This window comes from Labilibacter marinus, assembly GCF_001659685.2.
In the GTDB taxonomy this organism is placed as follows: Bacteria; Bacteroidota; Bacteroidia; order Bacteroidales; family Marinilabiliaceae; genus Saccharicrinis; species Saccharicrinis marinus.
Genome location: NZ_LXYE02000012.1, coordinates 239,791 through 260,820, shown reverse-complemented (window position 1 = coordinate 260,820; position 21,030 = coordinate 239,791). Strand labels below are relative to the sequence as shown.

At 35.8% G+C, this 21,030-nt stretch carries 15 protein-coding genes; 2 read left to right on the top strand and 13 right to left on the bottom strand.

The window, feature by feature from the left end; all coding sequences use genetic code 11:
- Positions 1 to 175: 175 nt before the first annotated feature.
- Both A8L32_RS06190 and A8L32_RS06185 read right to left on the bottom strand, forming a co-directional pair.
- Positions 176 to 853 carry a hypothetical protein gene (locus A8L32_RS06190; protein ID WP_066629033.1) on the bottom strand — a complete coding sequence of 226 codons (678 nt, stop codon included), beginning with the start codon at positions 851 to 853 and terminating at the stop codon, positions 176 to 178.
- A gap of 82 nt (positions 854 to 935) precedes the next feature.
- Complete coding sequence (locus A8L32_RS06185) at positions 936 to 1,811, bottom strand: M90 family metallopeptidase (protein ID WP_066629031.1); 876 nt, start codon at positions 1,809 to 1,811, stop codon at positions 936 to 938.
- A gap of 541 nt (positions 1,812 to 2,352) precedes the next feature.
- Between A8L32_RS06185 and A8L32_RS06180 the strand changes: the two genes are divergently transcribed.
- On the top strand, positions 2,353 to 4,350 hold the full coding sequence (locus A8L32_RS06180) for a sensor histidine kinase (protein ID WP_066629028.1): 1,998 nt from the start codon (positions 2,353 to 2,355) through the stop codon (positions 4,348 to 4,350).
- A 175-nt stretch (positions 4,351 to 4,525) separates the two neighbouring features.
- A complete protein-coding gene (locus tag A8L32_RS06175) occupies positions 4,526 to 5,116 on the top strand; it encodes a 2OG-Fe(II) oxygenase (protein WP_066629025.1) in 591 nt (196 codons plus the stop codon).
- A gap of 86 nt (positions 5,117 to 5,202) precedes the next feature.
- Here the strand turns inward: A8L32_RS06175 and A8L32_RS06170 are convergent, their stop codons facing one another.
- The 11 genes from A8L32_RS06170 to A8L32_RS06120 all read right to left on the bottom strand — a co-directional run bounded on the left by A8L32_RS06170 (position 5,203) and on the right by A8L32_RS06120 (position 20,942).
- Positions 5,203 to 5,655: a V-type ATP synthase subunit K gene (locus A8L32_RS06170; RefSeq protein ID WP_066629022.1), complete on the bottom strand. Its 453-nt coding sequence runs from the start codon at positions 5,653 to 5,655 to the stop codon at positions 5,203 to 5,205.
- 44 nt (positions 5,656 to 5,699) lie between these two features.
- Complete coding sequence (locus A8L32_RS06165) at positions 5,700 to 7,505, bottom strand: V-type ATP synthase subunit I (protein WP_158027203.1); 1,806 nt, start codon at positions 7,503 to 7,505, stop codon at positions 5,700 to 5,702.
- Positions 7,506 to 7,513: 8 nt separating this feature from the next.
- Positions 7,514 to 8,125: a V-type ATP synthase subunit D gene (locus A8L32_RS06160; protein ID WP_066629016.1), complete on the bottom strand. Its 612-nt coding sequence runs from the start codon at positions 8,123 to 8,125 to the stop codon at positions 7,514 to 7,516.
- 70 nt (positions 8,126 to 8,195) lie between these two features.
- The gene (locus A8L32_RS06155) at positions 8,196 to 9,515 is read right to left on the bottom strand and encodes a V-type ATP synthase subunit B (RefSeq protein ID WP_066629013.1); all 1,320 of its coding nucleotides are present in this window, start codon (positions 9,513 to 9,515) and stop codon (positions 8,196 to 8,198) included.
- 10 nt (positions 9,516 to 9,525) lie between these two features.
- Entirely contained in the window at positions 9,526 to 11,292 is a 1,767-nt protein-coding gene (locus A8L32_RS06150; protein ID WP_066629010.1) for a V-type ATP synthase subunit A, read from the bottom strand.
- On the bottom strand, positions 11,276 to 12,139 hold the full coding sequence (locus A8L32_RS06145) for a DUF2764 family protein (RefSeq protein ID WP_066629008.1): 864 nt from the start codon (positions 12,137 to 12,139) through the stop codon (positions 11,276 to 11,278). Before A8L32_RS06145 ends, A8L32_RS06150 begins: the two co-directional genes overlap by 17 nt.
- Positions 12,140 to 12,144: 5 nt before the next feature.
- The gene (locus tag A8L32_RS06140; protein ID WP_066629005.1) at positions 12,145 to 12,753 is read right to left on the bottom strand and encodes a V-type ATP synthase subunit E family protein; all 609 of its coding nucleotides are present in this window, start codon (positions 12,751 to 12,753) and stop codon (positions 12,145 to 12,147) included.
- Positions 12,754 to 13,424: 671 nt separating this feature from the next.
- On the bottom strand, positions 13,425 to 14,723 hold the full coding sequence (locus A8L32_RS06135) for a T9SS type A sorting domain-containing protein (RefSeq protein ID WP_066628998.1): 1,299 nt from the start codon (positions 14,721 to 14,723) through the stop codon (positions 13,425 to 13,427).
- Between the two features lie 567 nt (positions 14,724 to 15,290).
- Positions 15,291 to 16,658 (bottom strand): efflux transporter outer membrane subunit, encoded by a 1,368-nt coding sequence (locus A8L32_RS06130; protein WP_066628995.1) that lies wholly within the window; start codon positions 16,656 to 16,658, stop codon positions 15,291 to 15,293.
- A gap of 1 nt (position 16,659) precedes the next feature.
- Positions 16,660 to 19,770, bottom strand: a complete 3,111-nt coding sequence (locus A8L32_RS06125; protein ID WP_066628992.1) for an efflux RND transporter permease subunit — start codon at positions 19,768 to 19,770, stop codon at positions 16,660 to 16,662.
- On the bottom strand, positions 19,767 to 20,942 hold the full coding sequence (locus A8L32_RS06120; RefSeq protein WP_083631203.1) for an efflux RND transporter periplasmic adaptor subunit: 1,176 nt from the start codon (positions 20,940 to 20,942) through the stop codon (positions 19,767 to 19,769). The genes A8L32_RS06125 and A8L32_RS06120 overlap by 4 nt, the downstream gene beginning before the upstream one ends.
- Positions 20,943 to 21,030 lie beyond the last annotated feature (88 nt).

Sequence of the window (21,030 nt, the reverse complement as noted above, 5' to 3'; positions counted from 1 at the left end):
CTACGTCAGGCATTATGTAAAGCTGAGTATAATTGCAGAAACACTGCAAACCGAATCTATTAAAAACAATATTAATGACGATATTACTATTGAGATTTGTACCATCTAATACAATAACTAAATATTAAAAACAGGAAGACTAACTTATAAGTTGGTAGCACTTTACTATCTATTCTCAATCATTTTTTGTGGTCTCGTAATACCTATCCAATTTGGTATAAATATTATCCTCAATACCTATTACAAAAATGGCTGCAAATAATCTGTTATGTGGAACTTCTAAATCAAACTTACGATTATTTCTAGCATAATAAATAGCTATAGCAGCAGGAAGTGCACCCATTTGTTCTAAACTCTTTGAATATTCTTTATAATACTCATCTCCCTCACCTAACTCCTTCAAATACTCCGTAAATGAACCATACATAACCTCATCCAAAGTAGTAATACCTGTAAAGTTTACAAAAGTAGTATCGCTTCTTTTATCGTAAATAAGTTTATGCGATTGATTAAAGCGCCATATTGAACCAATCACATCCGGATTTAAACTTTTTAAGAAAGCATATTTTTCTTGCTCAGGGATTGGAGGCTTAGAATCCATCCTACCATTCTTTTCGTTCCATGCAGCACTATAGGTAGCAAAGTAGCTTCTATACGCAGTAACAATATCCTTTTCACCGGTTACTTTTAACATGGCATCGTCTGCATACCTTATTAATTCCTCCAGTGTAACAATTTCTTTCTGCGTATAATAATCATTTAAAACAACATCTTCTTTCAAAGAAAAACTCGCCGAATTATTGGTACAAGAGTAAGTTAAAATTATTGCTAATAGTAGGATTATTCTTTTCATAAAAATTAAGATTTTACTAAAGGTAATTAATAGTCTGTAATAAAAAACACTAATTATATCACACAAAATACTTTGCAGAATACTAACCTATTTTCCCACAACACTTTTTAAACTTTAGTCCGCTTCCACATGGGCAAGGACTATTTCTGCCAGAGCGAGTTTTGGTCTTCGTCAAGTCTTTTGTGGATAAATCCTGCTGAAAGATTTCTTCCAATAATTGATACAACTCAGGATGCTTTTGTTTTAACAACTTTGGACGCTCAAAAAAGTACTCGCTGGCCACCGCAAAAAACTCCTGCTTATTGGTTCCTCCATACGGATTAATATCCGAATCCTTTTCATAAATCTCCTCAATCTTTCTATTAATTAGGTCGAGCCAAGGAATGGCATACTGATTTTCTAATAGCAAAGAAGGAACTCCATCAGTACTCCCGTCTAACTTGTCTATTAAATGTACGAACTCATGTATGGCTGTATTCTTTTTATCCGAGGCATTAGAAAAACCATGATGTAAAGCTGGCTTGGAGAGTATCATTTTGCCTTCCATATAACCAGAACCCACCATACCCATAATTCGGCGGTCTTCACCCGATGTTTCTAACTTTTCATTAAACATACCTGGATATAACAACACCTCGTTTAAATTTAAATAACGCCAATTGCTTATTTTAAAAATGGGAATAATGGCACTCGAAGCCACCAATAGCTTATCTGTTATATCCACCTCAACATCTACACCTGTAATTTTACAGTTTAACAGAAACTCCTGCACTCTATGCTCAAACTGCCTTTTTTCTTCCTTCGAAAGGTGATTGTAATAATTTACCTTTTCACATAAAATAGTTCTCCAAGTAGGGGGAAAGTCTTTTTCTGGCATTATCCAAGTGGGTTGCTTATAACGACGTATAATGAATACCAATATTATAATAGCCAAGACAATCAACAACAGTTCAGTCATAATTTATTCAATGAGTTAGAGATTTTATATAATGAGTACAAACTAAAATAAAATCACTTAAAATAAGAAGGTTTAATTCATAATATATCGACCATGATATTTTTAATCACTAATACCAATATCAACTCAAAATGATTGACATAATTTGACCATTAAGAATTAATACCTCGTTATAAAATTTCATCGTAGCTATGGCTATGACACAATTTTATGCATTGTCTAAATCCTTAATGCTTTAAATTCTTATCCATCACTTTAAATTGAAATTGGTATAACATGATCAGGTAGCTAAAACGCAATACTCTTCTTGTCTAGCGTCTATGATTATATCTATTTATAATATTTCATAACTAACACAAAGTTAAACTGAACAAATTTTACGCCTTCTTGTTTAGTGCTTAGTTACTGATAAACAAGCAACTTAAGCATTATAAGTCGACATGACGCACCTGATATATTTACTAATCGCGTAAATAAGCGCCTAATTGATTTTATTATTCAATTGAGCGTACTATCTTAGAGATGCAATTTAAACCTTTTAATGAAGAGCATAGCATTATTAATAATACTATTGTCTATTAATGTTATAGCTACACCAATCGACTGGCAATCTCAGAGTAAGGAGATTAACATTGGTAAGGCTATAGAAATTATGAAAGATAAAGATGGAGAACTTTCTTTTAACGAAGCAAGCTCACCTGCTTTCTGGTCGAAGTATAAGAAGTCTAATTCTGAGATTATAAACTTCGGTTTCACAGAAACTATCTACTGGTTAAAATTTGAACTTAAAAACAATACTAACAAAGACTTGGTATTGGAAATAGCCACAGCAGGCCCTTCGGTATGTGAACTCTATTACTATAATGATTCGGGCAAAGTAACTCATTCAAAAATAGGATATCACACTCCTGTTGATGAAAGAGATATAAAACATCATTTTCAAGTTTATTCCCTCCCCAAAGGAGAAAGAGAATATTATTTAAGAGTACTTTCAAATACTCACCCCCTACCTATTAAAATTCTAGAAAAATCAGAGCATTCAATTAATAGCTACCACCAAAAAATATCTTATGGTATCTATTTAGGGATGATGCTATTTGTAATTATCACAAACTTGTTCTTTTTCTTTTCCCTACGTGACAGGATGTATCTATTTTATGCATTGGTGGTTATATTATATAGTTGTTATGCATTATTCGTGTTGGATGGCTTCATTATCTACCTAATACCTAAAGTAGATTTGATGTTCTGGTATGTATTTATTCCAACCGTTGGAGTAGCTGTACAAACCACCTATTGTGTGTTTTTTATTGATGCAAAAAAGTATATACCCAAGACCTATGGCATTGTAAAATACATCATCATTTACTTTTACGCTTATATTTTTATCCGATTCGCATTACCTACAAGTACAGCCCTATTAGTAAATACTATTCATGCTATGATTTCCTTTTTCCTGATGGGCTATTTAGGTTTATTGGTAGGACGAAAAGGAAACAGGTTAGGTTATTATTTTGCCTTAGCGTATTTAATTTATTTTATACTCGTTGTTACGGAAGCCATTTATATTCAAACAGGTTCGCCTAAGTATATTTTTGGATTAAGTCATGTCGCATTAGCTACTTTAATGGAGGCACTCATCTTATCCTTCTTATTATCTAAACGAACAGAATGGGAAAACAATAGGCGAGAGAGAGAAAAAATAACTGCTCAACAGCAATTAATGGACAGCTTGAGAGAAAATGAAAGAATTGTAAAAAAGCAGAATGAAATTCTTGAACAAGAGGTGAGCAAACGTACAGAAAATTTAAAGAGCGTAAATTATGAGCTTAAAGAAGTGGTAGCCACTAAAGATAAGTTTTTCTCTATCATTGCTCATGATTTAAGATCTCCTTTTAACTCCTTATTGGGTTTATCCGAAATACTCATTGGAGATTACGATAATCATTCTGAGGAGGATAAAATTAAATATATCAGAACACTAAAAGATGGCTTACACAATAGTCACAACCTTCTAGAAAATCTGCTTATCTGGTCCAACTCAGAACGAAATAACATTAGTTTTTCGCCAGAAAACCTAAACTTATTAGATCTTATTACGGAATCTCTATGTTCTATCCAAGATCTTCATATACAAAAACACATTGAAATTACAAACCAGGTAAATTCTGAACTAATAGTTAATGCCGATAAAAACATGGTAAGTACTATACTGCGAAACCTAATTTCTAACGCAATAAAGTTCACACATATCGGAGGAAGCATTGAAATCAGCAATAACCAAGATCAATCCAATGGTTTTGTAACTATTAATGTAAGTGACAATGGAATAGGCATTAGTGAGGAGATCATGAGAGAATTATTCACTTTATCCTCTAATGTAACCAGCCCTGGCACCGAGCAAGAAAAAGGCTCTGGATTAGGGTTATTAATTTGTAAAGAGTTTGTTGAAAGACACAAAGGAACAATTACAGCTTCAAGTGAAATAGGTAAAGGGTCGACATTTAGCTTTGAATTACCCTTAGCTAGACAGAAATAAAGCTTGCTACATAAATAAACTCAGCATTATCCTACTTCTTCGTTTATTTAGTCTAAGTTTATAACCTAAACTTAAAGCCTCTTTGCCTTAAAACGAATTGTCTTTATCTAAAAAGATAATTCATGAAACTACAAAGCAACGCTAGCCACTTTTCATTAGTTTTTGCACTTAACTAATGCATTCAAATTTTGAAGAAATCATCTCATGTTTTTTAGAAAAGCGTGTAGGTATATCAAATGATTTTTTGAGTACAGAATTAGCTTCTCACCTAAAGTCGAACTTATTAAACTTATATAAAAATGAAGATTTAATAACAGCTGGCATTGGCAATGATCGTCTACTTAATTATAACAAGGAGATCAGGAGCGATAAAATTTTCTGGTTAGACAGAGCTCATGACAACATCTATGAGAATGAGTTTTTTGATTTAATAGATTCCTTTGTTAAGTATTTAAATAACACTTGTTATACAGGAATCAAAAGTCATGAATTTCATTATGCTTTATACGAAAAAGGGACTTTTTATCAGAAACATATCGATCAGTTTAAATCAGATGATCGTAGAGTTTTTACAATGATTATGTATTTAAACGAAGGGTGGACAACTGCAGACGGTGGCGAACTTAAAGTATATCAAGAAAGTGGTATTCAATTGATATCTCCCGAAAATAAGAAATGTGTTTTTTTCAAAAGTAACGAATTACCTCACGAAGTTCTTTTGTCAAATGTATCGCGGAGTAGCGTTACAGGCTGGCTAAAAACATGAGAACATTAACCCCTTCACTTTATAAAATAAAAAAACCGATGACTGTCGCCATCGGTTCTATATCTAACTGTAAATGTATATTTTAACTATCCAATTAAACCATTGTTAATTAAGATAACAACAAGTAATCCAAGGATAGCATAAAGCTCAGGAAACACACCCAAAATCATAGTGTTTGCAAATACTTTATGTCCAGAACCGATAGCAGCAATACCGCTAGCACAAACCTGTCCCTGACGAATACCTGAAAATAAACCAGCAAGTCCCATCGCTAAACCAGCACCAAATACTCCAGCCGCAACTGTCCAATCAACAGTTCCGCTTAATAAAGCACTCATAACGAAGAATCCAACGAAACCATAAAGACCCTGCGTACTAGGTAGTGCAGAAAGTACCATATAGTTACCGAATGAAGAAGCATCTTTTTTCATGGCTCCAATAGCAGCGTTACCACTAATTGACACTCCATAAATACTACCGATACCCGATAAACCTACCATTAATCCGATTCCAATATAAGCTAAAACGATTGGTTCCATAATTTCTATTTTTTTAAGATTTTATTATTTTAAAAATTGTTTATTTACTTTGATGAGAAGGGTTCGTATTTATGGCCGCCACCTTCAAAACCGGCATTTTTATAAAACTCTACAAATGTTAATCGCAATGGATGTACAAACGACCCTAACAAGGCCATAAAGATATTTAAGCTATGCCCAAAGGCTAAAATCAACACCATTACTAATTGCCTTAAAATGATTGTATCAGGACTTAAATCCATTGCCAAAGAGTTAAACACGCTACCTAAAATAGCACTGGATAATCCTAAGGCAAATAAACGAATGTACGAGAGTACATCACCCAATAAACCAGAAGCCATACCATAAGTATCCCACAATCCAGTTCCAAAATTCAATAGAATATTTTTACCTGGTGAATTGTACAATAAGGCAGGTATACCTCCAATAACAGCAGCAGCTATAGCAATTTGATTTGCCAAACCAGCGTCTATCATTTCTTGCATTCCTAAACCATAAGCAGGAATAGCGATAGCAACGATGATAGTCCATCCAATTTGAGATATAGAATACTTAAATCCATATACTCTAGCTAAGTTCACTGATTTCAGTATCATTCCAAAGATGACTTGAATATAACCCAATACTAACGAAAGAATCATTAAGTTATCGGTATTCAGTACCCATTGTTGATAATTGTGCAACCAAGCTACATGTTGTAAAGGTTGTCCGTCAGCATCTAAACCAAACATTACTCCAAAGAATGTTCCCCCTAGAATTCCCATAATAGTAGTAGAAACTCCAAGGAAAAATCCTAACCACAACAAGGGTTTTACCTTTGGCTTTGCTTTTGTTAATCCAAACAAAGTACCTAATACTATCAGTAATCCATAACCGGCATCTCCTAAACAGAAACCGAAGAATAACATATAGAATGGTGCAAAGAATGGTGTTAAATCCAGCTCTTTGTGATTTGGTAAAGTATATAACTCTCCAATAGATTCAAACAGACGAGCAAATTTGCTATTCTTTAGTTTGATAGGCATCGAATCCTCAGGTGTTGGCGCATCCATGGTATAAACAACCGCTTCTGTTTCCAATTCCTTTTCAAAGTCTTCGTGCCCTTTTGTTGGTACCCAACCGCTTAAAACAACCAACTTATCGTCAACTACTTTTTCGCCACTACCATAAACTTTAGAGTAGTCTATTTCTGTTTGCAACTGACTGATGCTTTGCTTCAATACTTTGTTAGCATACAAACTTAGATCATCTAATTGCTTTTCAACTTTAGCCAACTCATCCTTTTTATCTTGAATTAGTTTTTCAAAATATGAAAGAGGTTGCTCTAGTTTTACTTCATCTAAATTGGCATGTGATAATTTATCACCCTTAGAAATAGCGAGCATAAACATCTCACCATTTTCCTGATTCACCAATTCAATATCTGCCACATCACGCCATTGCTCATCCCAGTTTTTTTCATCACAAATTAAAAACTGAATTTGATAACCCGCATTTTTAATTCCTTCAATACTTTCCGGGTTAAAATTACCCCAAGGCGAAATGCTTTCTTTTTCCTTTTCTAGGGAGAAGATTTCTTGAGTCAGCCTATTGTCTTCATGATTATTGTCTTCAATCAGCTTTATCAACTCATCTCCATCTGTAATTATAGGTTCAACCTCATCTTCGCTTCTGCGAGAATCCATCTCCTGCATTAAGCCTTTCAGATGATTTATTTTAGTGAGTTTAGCACTATTCTCTGTGCTCAATTCACTTTCGCCCATTTCAACATGTAACACTCCAAGGCTCCTTAATTTATCCAGGATATTGGCATATTCGGCGTGGTAAATCAGTAACGAGAATTTCTTCATCGATTCAATCATGATTCAACCTCCTTTTCTTTTTGTAACTGTTGACGCGTTTTTACGATTTTTTGTGCCGACTTAGAAAGGTTCTCCTCATCCTCAAGGAATCGTTTAATCTTTCTGATGGCATCTTTAAAACCGGGTATTTGAACCTTTTCGTATAAGTTAACCTTTTGCGTAGTTTTTTTACGGGCTACATCTAACAATACCATTTTACGGAGGAAGACCTCGCGCTCGATGGCTATTTTTGCCAGACTTTCAATAATTTTAACTCCGTCTAAAAACCATACAGGCTTACTAAAAAGTGCAAACGGCTCTTTTTTAAATACAACATCTACTAGTACTGGGGTTTGAACACCTGCAATTTTTTTGCTTTCCAGCACCACATCTTCAATAGAAATGGCTTGCTGGTCAAATTCGCCCCACAATCTTGATATTTTATCTAAATCAGCCGTTTTGGTTTCAAGTTCGTGCCCGAGCTCATCGGCTCGTTTTTTTGCTCTTTTCACCTCAATACGCAACGCCGCTTCTTTATTTTGAAGCGTAGGCAAAGCTCGCACTCGTACTTTGAGCTGCTTATCCATCTGCTGCTGAGAGGTTTTGTTATATTGAAACTTTAAGGCCATATTCTTAAGTTGAAAGTTACTAAAGTTTTAAAGTTGAAAGCATTTGTACTTTTAACTTTAAACTTAGTACTTATTTTTTCCAGTATTTATCTACAAATTCCTGACGCACTACCACTTCTTCACGAGCAAAGTTATCTTGAAATAATTCCCAAGTAGTATCTAACATCTTTTCTGTATCGATATTAATATCAACGGCCAGAATCTGTTCTGAATACGCCCTTGCAAACTTCAGCGTACGCTCATCATAATCCGTTAAATCAAAACCATTATCCTGCTTGGTTTTTGCATTGGCAGCATCGGCGTATAAACGAATCGCGGCATTCATCACCTGAGGATGATCTTCGCGTGTTTGCTTTCCGATAACCAACTGCTTCAAACGAGATAAACTTCGGAATGGATCTACAATTACTTTACCTACATCAGAATCCATACGTAAGAACAACTGCCCTTCTGTAATATAACCCGTATTATCAGGAATAGCGTGTGTAATATCTCCACCATTAAGTGTGGTCACCGCAATAATGGTTATTGAACCACCATGAGGGAACTGCACCGCTTTTTCGTAGATACGTGCTAAATCTGAATATAATGAACCCGGCATACTATCCTTAGAAGGTATCTGATCCATACGATTCGAAACAATAGATAAAGCATCAGCAAACAAAGTCATATCGGTTAAAAGAACCAACACTTTTTGTTGCTTTTCCTCAGCGAAATATTCGGCTGCAGAAAGTGCCATATCAGGAATCAATAATCGCTCTACTGGTGGATCATCCGTAGTGTTTACAAAACTTACAATACGATCCAACGCTCCTGCGTTATCAAATACATTTTTAAAATATAGGTAATCATCGTTAGATAATCCCATACCTCCTAGTATAATTTTATCAGCTTCGGCTCTTAATGCCACATTAGCCATTACCTGGTTGTAAGGCTGATCTGGATCGGCAAAAAATGGAATTTTTTGTCCTGTTACCAGTGAGTTATTTAAGTCGATACCAGCAATACCCGTTGCAATAAGGTCAGATGGTTGCTTTCTACGAACGGGGTTCACAGAAGGACCACCTGTTTCGATAATTCGTCCTTCTACATCTGGACCTCCATCAATAGGATCTCCAAAAGCATTGAAAAAACGACCCGCTAACTGATCTCCAACTTTTAATTGAGGCGAATGACCCAAAAATACCACTTCGGCATTTGTCGGAATACCTTCTGTACCGGCAAAAACCTGAAGAATAACCTCATCGCCCATGATCTTTACTACCTGTCCCATACGGCCATGTACCATTGCCATTTCCTCATTACCAACATCAGTAGCTTTGAGTGTAACCGTTGCCTTGGTCAGGTTCAATATCTTAGTATATACTTTTTGAAATGCTTGAGTTTCCATAGTTTCCAAATTAATTTAAGCGTTCTTTCATAATCGTTTCCAGTTCGCTCTCATATGCTTTAAATTTATCCGAATTCCACTCCGAATAATTCATTTGCTTTAATTCGTTGATGATACGCTTAAAGAAACCATTCACATCTTCGAAAGAATCGAAACTAAATTTCTTTTCAGTGATATCTAAAACCTTTTCAAGCATATATTTTTGACGATCTAACGGACAGTTGGCATCAATTTTATCAAAAGAATCTTGCTGAAGAATAACACCATCAATCAGTTCCGAATTCCAGAAACGTTCATGAAATTCCAAAGGAACACCATCATCACCCAAAATATTAATTTGCTCCTGAGCCTCGCGACCACGCAATAATAATGTTTTGGTATGCATCACTTTATCAAGCCAATCTTCACTGATATTCTTGGTTAAATACTCCACCAATTCAGGATACTCTAAATACTTTGAGTAACTATCAATAGGATCGATGGCTGGATAACGCTTACTATCGGCACGCTCTTGGTTTAGACCATAAAAACAACGTGCTGCTTTACGTGTAGATTCTGTTACAGGCTCTTTTAAGTTACCTCCTGCTGGTGATACTGTTCCGATAAAAGTAATAGAACCAGATTCACCATTATTTAAGTATACGAATCCAGCGCGTGCATAGAAACTAGTAATAATTGCCGTTAAATCCATCGGGAAGGCATCAGGCCCAGGAAGTTCCTCTAAACGGTTACTCATTTCACGAAGTGCTTGCGCCCAACGCGATGTTGAATCGGCCATTAGTAACACCCTAAGTCCCATCGAGCGATAATACTCACCCAATGTCATGGCAGTATATACAGATGCTTCACGTGCCGCAACTGGCATGTTAGAAGTGTTGGCAATAATAGTAGTACGCTCAATTAACTTGCGACCTGTACGCGGATCCTCCAACTCTGGAAATTCGGTAAAGATTTCTACCACCTCGTTAGCACGTTCACCACAAGCTGCAATAATTACAATATCCGCCTCTGCATATTTAGAAATGGCATGCTGTAATACTGTTTTTCCAGTTCCGAAAGGTCCAGGGATAAATCCAGTTCCTCCTTCTGCTATTGGATTAAGCGTATCCATGGTACGAATACCTGTCTCTAATAATTTAAAAGGACGTGGTTTTTCGTTATAAGCTTTAACAGCCATTTTAACAGGCCATTTTTGAACCATGGTTAAGTCAATGTCATTACCTTCTTTATCGGTTACCGTGGCAATCACATTATCAACGGTATAAGCTCCAGCTTCAACCACACTTTTTACGGTATACTTTCCCTCAAATTTAAAAGGAACCATAATACGGTGTGGCATTCCGTTTTCAGGAACTTCGCCTAACCAAGAACCTGCACTTACCTCTTCACCAGCTTTGGCAATCGGCGTCCAGTCCCACTTTTTCTCTCTATTTAACGGATCGGTGTAATCTCCTCTTTTCAGAAATACACCATCCATCTTATCTAAATCGTTTTGAAGACCATCGTAGTTTCTTGAGAGGATTCCAGGCCCTAACGTCACTTCTAATAAGTGACCTTCAAATTCCACCTTGGTTCCAATCTTTAATCCACGGGTGCTCTCAAAGACCTGTACATAAACATTTTTACCCAAAATTTTAATTACCTCAGCCATCAGGTTACTTTCTGGATGCTGAATAAAACAAATTTCGTTTTGGGCCACAGGACCTTCAACCTCTACAATTACAAGGTTGGCAATAATACCGGCAACAACACCGGTGGTTTTATTTTTTCTTTCCATGGCGTAATTTATATTCTTCAGGAAATTCGTAACTGCTTTCCAATTCGCTCAATAATTTTTGGAACATCTTTTTGCCTTCTTCTTCATCTAAGGCAATCCATCGTTCAACTATCAATAATTTATAAACAAAAGCCAATACTCTTTCTACCGTAAAGTAGTTAAAGAATGTACTTTCATCTAGATAGTTCCATTTTAAACGATCAATTTTAAGTTCACGTTCCAAAATATTTTCTTCTTCGTATATCTGAATTAAGGGTTCAGTATACTCTAGTTCATTGGCCAAGCCAAAGTCTCTCGATCGGCTTTTTACTAAAGCCTCTACTACCTCTCCATCTCCAATTAACTCTTTTTCAAACTCCATATCAAACTTACGACCTGTAAGCGCTGTGAATATGTTTTTCTGGTTAATTTCAAACTGAAGATACTCGCATAAAAACGTATTGGAAAAACCTGTTAAGAAATCCGAATACATTTTAAACAAAATTACCTCTGCATCCACTTTTTCAATTGGCTCTTCTGCAAATAATATTTGCTTACAGAAGTCAATTAAATAAGTAGGAAAGTCGCTTCCTTCTATTGCTTCAAGCTCTTTTTTATCTGTTAAAGATTCTAACTCCAGTGAGAGGTAATTCCCTCTTGGGTCAAACTCTTTATGTTGTTGAAACAATAAGTTAATGAGGTTGTAATGATCGAAAGGCAAATACAGTGCTTGCGCCATACTAAAGTCACGCGTATTCAATTCTTCTTGCAACATATCTTTCAGTGCAATAGAATTAAACGCCACTTTTTTATCACCTAATAATAAATCAGGTAAACCGGCAACCAGACAGTAATAGTTTTTTGCCATGCCTTTTACGCTTCAAATAATAATTGATTTGTTTTAGGGCGCAAGAATGATTTAAAGAAGTTCTGGAAATCACCCTCCGTAAAGCTTATTACATAACTTCCATCCGAAGGCCCAACTTTAAACCCAGCTTTTACAGCTGCATCAAACTCAAATGATAATCCTTTATTGATTTCGGCAGCAAAGCTTTTTTCAATTTTTTTGTCTAGTTCTGCTTTTTCAGATTCAGGAAGAACCACGTTAATATCAAAGTTCCCTGTTTTTCCCCAACCTTCAACTAGCTTACTAATTAAAGACTGTACATAATCCTTATCTGAAAAAACTTCTTTTAAAGTTGGTTCCGACACAGCAACCGTAATACTGTTACCTATTTTCTGACGCAAAGAAGAAATGGCTTGCTGTGAAGCTAGTTTAATTTCTGCTTCTACATTCCTCTTGGTTTCAGCGGCTTGTTTTTCTGCTTCTTCAACTTTATCAGCGGCTTTTTTCTGTGCCTCTTCAACTATCCTTTCGGCCTCTTGCTTGGCCTTTGTAATGATGGAATCCGCCTCTTCGTTGGCTTTCTGTATGCCATCGGAATAGAGCTTATCCGTAAGTTCCTGAAGTTTTGATTGCATGATACTTATTTATAGTTAACTTTAATCTACTTATAATTAAAGATGTTATTCAAAAAAAATAATAATCGCTTGAGAACGATTCCTTTCCCTAAAATGACCAATTGTATCCTTGGCCAATCATCATACCATCTAATCCTGGAGTCTTTCTTTTATCGTCTAAAAACGTCACCCAATTTAAAGCTTCTTTTACAAAAAGCAATTCTAAAATGCATATTTTTTATATCGGATATTTACCCCTTAAAATATATGGCATTATTAGATGAATAAAAAAGCATCTACAAATCCTATTGATTAGATATCTTAAAACTAATGGCAATCCTTTCAAATATTTAAATTAAGAGGATGAAACGCCATTATTCAGATCTAAAATAGATTTAATTCCGCGTCAAATAAGATTATATGAATTACAGATAACTATATACTACTGATTATTCTCAAGCTGTTACTATATCAAATATTTTTCCAACAGACCAAACAGCTATAAACCTAAATAGTTCTACATATTTTAAGATTTATTAAGAAGTTGTAACGAATCCTATTTTTAGTATTAAATTCAAACCAGCAGAAAGGTTTGAAAACCATGTAGAACAAATTTAAAGACAAAAAAAATGCACCCTAGAAAACTTACTTGGAGTTTTCTGGGTGCACCCTTCAAAATGTGTACGGTTATATTATTGTTTTAAAAACTTCACTACTTTTCTTGATACTAAATCATCTAATACTATTTGATACATTCCTGCTTCTAAATCGGATAAATTAAAAGGAGTACTTTCACCACCAGTTAACTTTAAGATTTTAATAGGTGTACCTGTTAGGCTTAATACTTTTACAGTTACCATTTCAGAATTAAACCCTCTTAAATCTATATTTACTGGACCTGTTGATGGATTTGGGTAGATACCAATATTAGAATTTTCTATTTCTGGATCTTCCGTAGTAGTATCTCCTGATTTTAAGCTCCACGCATATTGCTTTGGTTGAAATATATTATCCCACTTAATGTAATATGCTTTGTTAGCTTTAACCGAAAGAACTAATTCGGACTGCATACCAACTGCATCATCGCTAAATGCAACTTTTCCTGAACCACAACCCTCATAAACCTCTAAATATGTATCTTCTGTTGTAGCATTTGCTGATGTAATTGTAATATCACCATCTCTTAAAGCAATAAATCTATACCACTTATCGGTACCAGAATCATGGTTAATTGGTAAATTATCTAAACTATGTACATCTATTGGCTCAGCACAACGCTCTCCTAATTCCCAGTTACTTTCTGTAATACTCCATCCTACATTTGTATTAGAAGACGAATTACGGATAGCAATTAAATATGACTGACCGGTTTGTCCTTCAAAAGCAGTAATACTTGGATTCCAATTTTCATCATTATTTAAAGTTGAAGAAGTACTACAATCATTAAATACTGCAATTTTACAATCTGTACTATTTGCTTGAACAGTAATTTTACCATTACGAGATGCTGTAAACTCGAACCACTTATAAGTATTTTCTTGAATAATGTTTGATAAGTTTCCCGATCCAATACTCATAGGATTACTACAAAACTCGCCTTGATTCTTACTTTCTTCAGTTAAAAACCACTCATACGTTTGTAATGTATATGAATCTTTCCAACAGATCCAATAGGTAAGTCCACTAATCACTTCAAAACAAACTTCTGATTGCTTATCGCAAAAGTCATTACTAAAAGTAAAGGCTTCTAAATTACATCCATCAAATATTTCAACGTAAGTATCGGCAGTTGTTTGCCCGCAAGAAGAGACGATTACTTTTCCGTTGGTAGTAGCAGTGTATTTAAACCACTGCTCGCCCATGGAGTTGTTACTAATATTTATTCCTTGATTTGCAGTAGTCGCTTCCACACAAGTCTTTCCCCCTTGAGCTGATACCTGTAGTATAGCTACTCCCCAAACTAAAACTGATAAGAAAATAAATTTTAACATGCTGTGTTTTGTGTTGTGTTATAAAAATCTTAATTGTTCATTGTAATAATCATAGTACGATTTGTTGTTTCTGTTTTCAATTAATTTTCCCCAAAATTAATTTCAATTTAAGCAACTTCGTTTGTTCGTTTCCTTCGTTAACTTTTAAGTTTAATCAAACCAAACTGTTAATTCATGGTTTAGAATTGGTCATTTGTCAACAGTTAACGAAAACCATTTTAAAAGGTTTCATTAAAACATTTTTCCAATTCGAACTTGATTCTCACATCAAACAATATGTATTCACTAAAAAAACACAAGACCACAACACATCAAATCTTGTTTATACTATTTTATATCCCCATATAAAATAGCACCTCTTTCAGCACAAACGCTCTTAATTTTAAGTACATACTACCTAAAAAACACACTTTTCTTAGATATCTACATTTCTTTTTCAGAACGCTATGCAAAAATAGAAAAGATTACATCTAATCAAAATTATTATAGTTTACTTTCTATATTAATTTATTATTTCTTAATAATTTAGAAAGATTACAAAAAGAGCAATCCTGCCATTTATCAATATTAACTATTCCATCCACCACCTAAAGTTTTATATAAATAAACATAAGATAGTAGCTCATTTAAAACAGCTTCATTCAACGAAACCTCCGCATCAAATAAAAACCTTTGCGCATCTAGGAGATCTAAATAATTAATAGCACCATTTATATATTGTATCTGAGCCAATTCTAAATAATTCTCAGCAGACTTCTCTAAATCAATCCTCAACTCTTTAATCTCTTTCGCCTTACGAAAGGTTAAAATGGCATTATCTGTTTCCTGAAAAGCAGTTATAATCACTTTTTCATATTCAAGTAAAGCTTGATCAAGAACTGCTTTCTGAGCCTTTAACTTTGCTCTTCTGGCTCCGCCCGAGAAGACAGGAGCCAATAAGCTACCTGCCAGATAGCTATAAGGACTTTTTAACAGTTCTTCAAATGATTCACTCTCATTTCCATATTTGGCAGTAAGCGTTATTTTAGGGAACATATCTGTATAAGCAACTCCTACATTGGCATTTGCGATGATTAACGATTGTTCTGCTTGCTTAATATCAGGCCTACGCTTTAAAACATAGGAAGGCATACCTACTGGAATTTTAGCACCTTGCTTTTGATGATAAAGGCTTAAACTGACCATCTCCTCCTGAGGCATTTGCCCTAAGAGCTTCGCTAAGCTATTTCTAGTTAAAGAAATATCCCGCTCAACACTCGGTATAAGCGACATGGTTTTAGCAAACTCAACCTTGGCCTGCATTAGGGAAGTTTCTGATGTGAGGCCGCCTTTATATCGCAATTCTGCTATATGAACGCCTTCCCGTCTAGCACGACCTGTTTCTTTCACAATCTCCAACTCTCTTTTAGAGGCTATTAATTCGAAATAGGCTTTAGCAACACTTGAAATTAAAGCCATTTTAACTGCTCTATGTGCCTCCACAGTACTAAAATACTCCGCTATAGAAGCCTCTCTCCCCCATCTTATATTCCCCCATAAATCTAACTCCCAACTCAATTCGAACCTCGCAACATGCTCTATGTCTAAATCATCCCCTTCTACTTGCTCCCTATTACTTTCAGCATATAAATCTAAACTAGGTACCAAAGGAGCCTCTGACATTCTTTTCAATGCCATTGCTTCGCGAATACGTGCAGCTGCAATTCTAACATCTTGGTTATTTGCCAGGGCTAGCTCAATATAGTTGATTAAAACAGTATCATTAAACATTTCGTACCATTCAACATCGGCAATAGTTAATGAATCATTGGCTTGAGAAAAAGAAACCTGATTAGGAATATCTAATTCGGGTGTTTGATATTTCTTACCAACTTTACAAGCATTTATGCACAACAAAACCAGCAATGAGCCAATAAATATTTTTTTGAATTGCATACTATTGTTTTGATTTCTGTTTGACAAAATGAATTGATTTATTGATGACGACAAAAAAGAATGGAACAATTACAATTCCTAAAGTAATTGAAAACAACATTCCGAAAAATACGCCCGTTCCAATTGAGTGACGACTGGCCGAGCCTGGCCCTGAAGCAAAAACAAGCGGAAGCATTCCCAATACAAAGGCTAAAGAAGTCATTACAATAGGACGAAACCTAAGGGAGGCAGCAGTGACTGCAGCATTCACAACATCCACTCCATTTTCTACTTCTTGCTTAGCCACTTCAACAATTAAAATGGCATTTTTTGCGGATAAACCGATTAAGGTAACTAATCCAATCTGAAAGTAAATATCATTACTTAAACCCACTACCCAAACGCCCATAAACGCACCTAACACAGCCACCGGAAGAGATAACATAACCGACGCTGGAATATACCAGCTTTCGTATTGAGCCGCTAGAAATAGAAAAACAAACAAAACCACTAGAATCATCACATACCCCGTTTGTCCACCAGCTTGCTTCTCTTGATAAGATATTCCACTCCACTCATATGCCATATTTTCAGGAAGTTTGTTATTTATCAAGTCCTCTAAAACTAACATAGCCTGACCAGAACTATAACCAGATGCTGCTTCTGCTCTCACCACGGTAGTATTAAACATGTTAAAACGTTTGATACCACCAGGTCCTGTTTGATACTCCGCAGAACCAATAGCAGTAATTGGCACCATAGAACCATTCTTGGCTTTCACAAAAAACATATTTAAGTTTCCTTGGGACATCCTATAATTTTCGTCCGCCTGAATATTCACCTTATAAACACGGTTAAACATATTAAAGTCATTGACATACAAAGCGCCTAAATATGCTTTCATAGATGAAAATATATCTGATAAAGGAATACCTAAAAACATAGCCGCATCCTTATCTACATCAAAAAACAATTGAGGTACATTGGGCTGAATATTTGCCGAAACACCTTGCAATTCTGGCGCTTGATTGGCATAAAACAACAAGGTATCCACCGCATCCACTAAGTTATCAAATGAAGCTCCTGAGCGTGCCTGTAATTGAAGTTCTACTCCACCCGACTCTCCTAAACCAGGAATCAATGGTGGTTTTGATAGAAATATCCGAGCTTCAGGATATCGATAAAATTCTTCTCTTACCTGCTCAATAATACCATTCACTGATAATTCATCACTTCCTCTTTCATCCCAATCATCTAGCAATACAGTTAATTTGGCGCGTGCTTGACTACTTCCTAAGCGGGGACTAGTACCCACTACTTGCTCAACAGTTCGAACTCCAGGTACCGATAAAAGAAAATCAACCGCTCTTTTAGCCACTTCAGCAGTGCGTTGCAAGGTTGCTCCTTCAGGCAAGTCGATTTCTACCGTAAACTGCCCTTGATCCTCTTCAGGAATAAAGCTTTCTGGTACAATGGTAGCCAACACAAATACAGCGACTAAAACCAAACCAAAACCAGCCAATACCCTTTTAGGCCAAGCAACCGATGCGCTTATGTAGCCTACATACTTTTTATTCCCAATATTTAGCCACTCGTTTATTTTTCTAAAAACAATATTTTCTTTACCAGATGAAGGTTTTAGCACAATAGCACACATAGCTGGACTAAGCGTTAGTGCAACCACGGTAGATAGTAATACAGAAACAACAATAGTAACCGAAAACTGCTTATATAACTCTCCTGATATTCCGCCTAAAAAACTTACTGGAACAAAAACCGCAGCCAATACTAAAGAAGTTGCCACTAAGGCTCCTGACAATTCTTTCATAGCCAAATGCGTTGCTTCACGCGCTTGAATCTTTTTCTCCTCCATCAGACGTTCCACATTTTCAACTACCACAATAGCATCATCCACCACAATACCAATGGCCAGAATCAATCCTAAAAGCGTTAACATATTAATAGAGAACCCTAGCGCCAGCATCACACCAAATGTTCCAATAAGTGAAATTGGAACAGCAATAATAGGTATTAAAGTGGCTCTCCAATTCTGTAAGGACAAGAAAACCACTATAATCACAAGTAACAAAGCCTGAAACAAAGTAACATACACTTCCTTGATAGAAGTAGAAATGTAATTGGTCATATCAAACGGGATATGATAATCAATTCCTTTTGGGAAGGTTGCACTAATATCCTTCATCGCAGCTTTAATATTATCTCCTACCTCAAGTGCATTTGCACCAGGCAAAAGGTAAATAGCTAAAATCGCTGCATTCTTATTATCAAAACCCGATTCTTGATTATAACTAGATGCCTCAAGGCTAACTCTAGCTACATCTCTCAAACGAATAATACTTCCATCAGAATTAGCTCTTAAAACAATTTTTTCAAATTCCTCCACTGAAGAAAGTCTACCCGCTGTTGAAATTGGGATAGTTATATCAATGCTGTTATTGGGCTGAAGTCCTAATTCTCCAGCTGCCGACTCTCTATTTTGATCCTTAATAGAACTTTGCAGATCAGCAATAGTCAATCCGTAACCCGCCAACCTATCTGGGTACACCCAAATACGCATAGAATAATATCGACTACCCACATTAGAAACTCGACCAACACCAGGCACTCGTCTAAGAATATCTAATATATTAATGGTGGCAAAGTTACTTAAGTAAATCTCATCAAATTTTGTATCCGAAGATGTAAGGCTTACAGTCATTAATTGCCCTGCCGCTTGTCTTTCTACCTCTACTCCATTTTGCACTACTTCTGCAGGTAAACGAGATTCCGCGAGCTTAACCCTATTTTGAATTTCTACCGCCGCAATGGCAGGATCCGTACCCACTTCAAAAGTTGCATTAATAGTTAAACCGCCAGAATTGGTACAACTAGATTCCATGTAAATCATATCAGGAGTACCATTCAACTCCTGCTCAATGGGTGTTGCAATAGCCTCAGCAACTGTTACAGCGCTGGCTCCTGAATAGTTAGCCTTAACACGAACCAAAGGTGGTGTTATTTGTGGATATTGATCCACGGGCAATATATAAACCGAAATTATTCCAATTAAAACAATAAGTATGGACAATACCATAGACAACACAGGCCTATCTATAAAATAACCTGGCTTCATTTATTCTCCTCCTCATTTTTTGTTTGATAAATCGTATCCCCTTCAGCTACTGGCAACATTTTAATGCCAGGTGACAATTTATGCTGACCTTCAATAACTATTTTATCATGAGCAATTAATCCACGCTCAATAATAATTTCATTATCAAAATCCTGCCCAATTTCCACAAATCTTTTTTCTGCTATACTATCCGATCGCATCACATAAATATATGCACCTCCATCTTCAATGATTAAAGATTTACGTGGAACAACTAGAGCGGACTCAACTACATCTAATAATAGTTTAACTTTGGTAAACTGGCCAGGTAACAGAGCCATATCCGGATTAGCTAACTCTGCTCTTACTTCAAAAGTACCTGTTTCCGTATCCACCTCAGGATTCGTAAAATCAACTATACCTTTAATTGGATACTCCGAATTATCTGCCAAAGTAACCGTAATAGTTGGTTTCCATTTTCTTGTACTATCCGATTGCGATATATCTACATTTCTTTGCTTGCTTCTTAGGTAATCCAGAGCTGTAAGACTAAAACTTATAAACACTGTATCTGCCTGAAAAACGGTCGTTAACAAAGAAATTCCGGATCCACCAACTAAAGCACCTATATCAGCCTCACGTTCTCCAACATATCCATTTAATGGCGATCTCACTTTTGTAAAACTTAACTCCAACTCCGATTGCTGAAGCTCTGCGGCGCTTATCGCAATACTCGCCTCTTCTAATTCTAAGGCCGAAATTGCATTATCCAAATCTTGCCTACTAGCCGCATTTTGTTCATATAATGGCTGCAATCGATCTACATCTCTTTGAGCTTTAGCTGCTGCGGCCCTTGACTGCTTAAGCTTAGCGCGAGATGCATTTAACCTAGCCTCATACTGTGAAGGGTCTATTATGAAAAGTACTTCTTTATCTTGCACTTTCTTACCTTCAGAGAAAAGTCTCTTCTCTAAAAAGCCCTCAACACGTGCTCTCACCTCTACATGTCGGTATGCCTTAACACGCCCTACATATTCTCCATACAAAGCCACATCCTTAACTATGGGAGATTCGGTTTTTACAACAGGTCGTTTTTCTTGAACCTCTTCACAAGAGATAAATACAATCGATAAGCATAACAATAGAAAAACACAGGTACTAGAATACCTCCAGATGGTCAATATCTTTTTCATTAAATTAAAGTCGGTTATTTTGAAATTAGATGCGTGAAATTCGATGATTTTATTGAAAGATGCAAGAATTATATAGCAAATAATTAGA

Bases quoted from the DNA above. Each gene is read 5' to 3' on its own strand.
- A8L32_RS06175 (WP_066629025.1), top strand. From the start codon at position 4,526: ATGCATTCAAATTTTGAAGAAATCATCTCATGTTTTTTAGAAAAGCGT.
- A8L32_RS06190 (WP_066629033.1), bottom strand. From the start codon at position 853: ATGAAAAGAATAATCCTACTATTAGCAATAATTTTAACTTACTCTTGT.
- A8L32_RS06125 (WP_066628992.1), bottom strand. From the start codon at position 19,770: ATGAAGCCAGGTTATTTTATAGATAGGCCTGTGTTGTCTATGGTATTG.
- A8L32_RS06185 (WP_066629031.1), bottom strand. From the start codon at position 1,811: ATGACTGAACTGTTGTTGATTGTCTTGGCTATTATAATATTGGTATTC.
- A8L32_RS06130 (WP_066628995.1), bottom strand. From the start codon at position 16,658: ATGCAATTCAAAAAAATATTTATTGGCTCATTGCTGGTTTTGTTGTGC.
- A8L32_RS06165 (WP_158027203.1), bottom strand. From the start codon at position 7,505: ATGAAGAAATTCTCGTTACTGATTTACCACGCCGAATATGCCAATATC.
- A8L32_RS06145 (WP_066629008.1), bottom strand. From the start codon at position 12,139: ATGGCAAAAAACTATTACTGTCTGGTTGCCGGTTTACCTGATTTATTA.
- A8L32_RS06170 (WP_066629022.1), bottom strand. From the start codon at position 5,655: ATGGAACCAATCGTTTTAGCTTATATTGGAATCGGATTAATGGTAGGT.
- A8L32_RS06180 (WP_066629028.1), top strand. From the start codon at position 2,353: ATGAAGAGCATAGCATTATTAATAATACTATTGTCTATTAATGTTATA.
- A8L32_RS06140 (WP_066629005.1), bottom strand. From the start codon at position 12,753: ATGCAATCAAAACTTCAGGAACTTACGGATAAGCTCTATTCCGATGGC.
- A8L32_RS06150 (WP_066629010.1), bottom strand. From the start codon at position 11,292: ATGGAAAGAAAAAATAAAACCACCGGTGTTGTTGCCGGTATTATTGCC.
- A8L32_RS06120 (WP_083631203.1), bottom strand. From the start codon at position 20,942: ATGAAAAAGATATTGACCATCTGGAGGTATTCTAGTACCTGTGTTTTT.
- A8L32_RS06160 (WP_066629016.1), bottom strand. From the start codon at position 8,125: ATGGCCTTAAAGTTTCAATATAACAAAACCTCTCAGCAGCAGATGGAT.
- A8L32_RS06135 (WP_066628998.1), bottom strand. From the start codon at position 14,723: ATGTTAAAATTTATTTTCTTATCAGTTTTAGTTTGGGGAGTAGCTATA.
- A8L32_RS06155 (WP_066629013.1), bottom strand. From the start codon at position 9,515: ATGGAAACTCAAGCATTTCAAAAAGTATATACTAAGATATTGAACCTG.